Annotated in this window: 2 protein-coding genes; both read left to right on the forward strand. The window is 71.3% G+C overall.

Annotated features, from left to right (window positions below):
• Positions 1-1,339 (forward strand): type I polyketide synthase (locus tag JK364_RS54020; RefSeq protein ID WP_201858817.1); only part of this gene is annotated, 1,339 nt, incomplete at its 5' end.
• A gap of 8 nt (positions 1,340-1,347) precedes the next feature.
• The coding region (locus JK364_RS54025; protein WP_201858818.1) for a type I polyketide synthase at positions 1,348-3,184 on the forward strand (1,837 nt) is incomplete at its 3' end.

The following is a 3,184-nucleotide window of genomic DNA, read 5'->3' on the forward strand; positions in this document are numbered from 1 at the left end:
GACCGGGGTCGCTCTCACCGAGCCGGTGACGATCGGCGAAGGAACCGTGCTGATCACCGGCGGCACCGGGAGCCTCGGCTCCCTCATCGCCCGCCACCTCGTGACCGAACACGGCGTCCGCGACCTCGTCCTCACCAGCCGCCAGGGACCCGACGCGGGCGGCGCCACCGAACTCACCACCGAACTCCAACAACACGGCGCCCGCGTCCGCACCATCTCCTGCGACCTCACCGACCGCGCCGCCCTCGCTCGCCTCATCGACGAGACCGGCCCGCTCACCGGCGTTATCCACGCGGCCGGGGCGCTGGCCGACGCCACCATCGACCACCTCGACACCGACGCCCTGACCACCACCTTCGCCCCCAAGGCCGACGCCGCCTGGCACCTCCACGAACTCACCCGCGACCAGGATCTGACCCTCTTCGTCGTCTTCTCCTCGCTGGCCGGCATGCTCGGCAGCGCCGGACAGGCCAACTACGCGGCCGCCAACAGCTTCCTCGACGCCCTGATCGCCCACCGCCGCCACCAAGGCCTGCCCGGCACCTCACTCGCCTGGGGTTCGTGGGAACGCACCAGCGGCATGACCCGCCACCTTGTCCGCGCGGACCACGACCGGCTGGCCCGTTCCGGCCTGCGGCCGCTCACCGACGAGCAGGGCCTGAAGCTCTTCGATGCCGCGCTGGCCACGGACCTCGAGCAGGTGGTGACGGCCATGTTCGACCTGTCCACCAGCGGGCGCTCCGGCGCGGTGCCGGTCCTGCTGCGCGGGCTGGTGCGCACGCCGCGCCGACAGGCCGTCGGGACGAGCGCCGGCGGGGACGAGTCCTGGACGCGACGGATCGCGATGCTGGCCCCGGAGGACCGGGAGCAGTCGGTGCTGGCATCGGTGATCGAGCAGGTGGCCCAGGTGCTCGGGCATCCGGACCCCGGCGCCATTGAGCCGGACCAGGCGTTCAAGAGCCTCGGCTTCGACTCCCTGACCGCCGTGGAGTTCCGCAACCAGCTGTCGGCGATGACCGGGCTCCGGCTGCCCGCCACACTCGTCTTCGACTATCCGGCGGCCGACGCTGTCACGCGGCACCTGCTGGACCAGGTCTCCCCCGCCCCGACGGCCGCCGGGCCCGAGGACGAGATGGACGAGCACGAGCTGCGCCGGGTCCTGGCGCGCGTGCCGGTCGCCCGGTTCCGCGATGCCGGCGTGCTGGAGGCGCTGCTGAAGCTGGCCGGCCCTGACCCGGCGCAGGCACCGGACGCGGCCGAGCCCGACGAGGACGACCTGATCGACGCCATGGACGCCGAGGCGCTGATCCGGCACGTGATGGACGGAACCGAAGCCTGAGGGGCGCGATGATGACCAATGAACAGCTTGTCGAGGCGCTGCGCGTGTCGGCCAAGGAGAACGCCCGGCTACGCCGGGAGAACACCTCGCTTCAGGAGGGGGCGGCCGAGCCGATCGCCATCGTGGGGATGGCCTGTCGGCTGCCCGGCGGGGTCGACTCGCCGGAGTCGCTGTGGGAGCTGATGGCCTCGGGCGGGGACGCGGTCTCGCCGTTCCCCACCGATCGCGGTTGGGACCTGGACGGCCTGTACGACCCGGATCCGGACCACCCGGGCACCGCGTACGTCCGCGAGGGCGGCTTCCTCGACCAGGCCGGTGCCTTCGACCCGGACCCGTTCGGGATCTCACCGCGCGAGGCACTGGCCATGGACCCTCAGCAGCGACTGCTGCTGGAGACCACCTGGGAGGTGCTGGAACGTGCCGGCATCGACCCCACCTCACTCCGCGGCAGCCGCACCGGCGTCTTCACCGGCATCATGTACCAGGACTACGTGACCCGCCTGCGCGGCTTCCCCGCCGAGTTGGAGGGCTACCTCGGCAACGGCAGCGCGTCCAGCGTGGCGTCCGGTCGGGTCTCGTACACCTTCGGCTTCGAGGGCCCGGCCGTCTCACTGGACACCGCCTGCTCCTCCTCCCTGGTCGCCCTGCACCTCGCCGTGCGGGCGCTGCGCTCCGGCGAGTGCTCGCTGGCGGTCGCCGGCGGCGTCACGGTGATGTCCGTCCCACACCCGTACGTGGAGTTCAGCCGGCAGCGGGGGCTGGCCGTCGACGCGCGGTGCAAGGCATTCGACGCGGCCGCGGACGGCACCGTGCTCAGCGAGGGCGTCGGCCTGCTGCTGGTGGAGCGGCTGTCGGACGCCCTGCGCCTCGGACACCAGGTGCTGGCGGTTGTACGCGGCACCGCCGTCAACCAGGACGGCGCCTCCAACGGCCTCACCGCCCCCAACGGCCCCTCCCAACAACGCGTCATCAACACCGCACTCGCCAACGCCCGACTCACCCCCGCCGACATCGACCTCATCGAGGCACACGGCACCGGCACCAGGCTCGGTGACCCGATCGAGGCCCAGGCCCTGATCGCCACCTACGGACAACACCGCGACCAGCCCGTGTGGCTCGGATCGCTGAAGTCCAACATCGGCCACACCCAAGCCGCCGCCGGAGTCGCCGGCGTGATGAAGGCGGTCCTGTCGATGCGGCACGGGGTCATGCCCAAGACCCTCCATGCCGACGAACCGACCCCCGAAGTCGACTGGACCACCGGCACCGTCGAACTCCTCACCGAACCCCGCGACTGGCCCACCACCGACCAACACCCCCGCCGCGCGGCCATCTCCTCCTTCGGCGTCAGCGGCACCAACGCCCACGTCATCCTCGAACAGACCCCCACCACACCAGAACCCGACACCTCACAGACACCCCCGACCGGACCGGTGCCCTGGATACTCTCCGCACACACCGAACCCGCCCTGCGGGAGCTGGCACGACGGCTGACGGCGCTGGTCGAGAACGAAGAGATATCCGTCCACGACGTGGCACACTCCCTGCTGCACGGTCGCGCGGCGCTGCCCTGCCGCGCGGTCATGATCGGCACCACACGGGAGGACTTCACCGCCGAACTCGACACGCTGACCTGCGGGTCCGGTCGAGCGTCAAAAGTGGCCTTCATCTTCCCCGGCCAGGGATCACAGTGGATCGGCATGGGCCGACACCTGTGGGAAAGCTCCACCGTCTTCCGCGACAGCGTGCTACGCACCGACCACGCACTCACCGAGTTCGTGGACTGGTCCGCCGCAGCCGTACTGGCCGGCGAGCCCGACACACCGGACCTGGACCGGGTGGACG

This window comes from Streptomyces endocoffeicus, assembly GCF_016741935.1.
Lineage (GTDB): Bacteria > Actinomycetota > Actinomycetes > Streptomycetales > Streptomycetaceae > Streptomyces > Streptomyces endocoffeicus.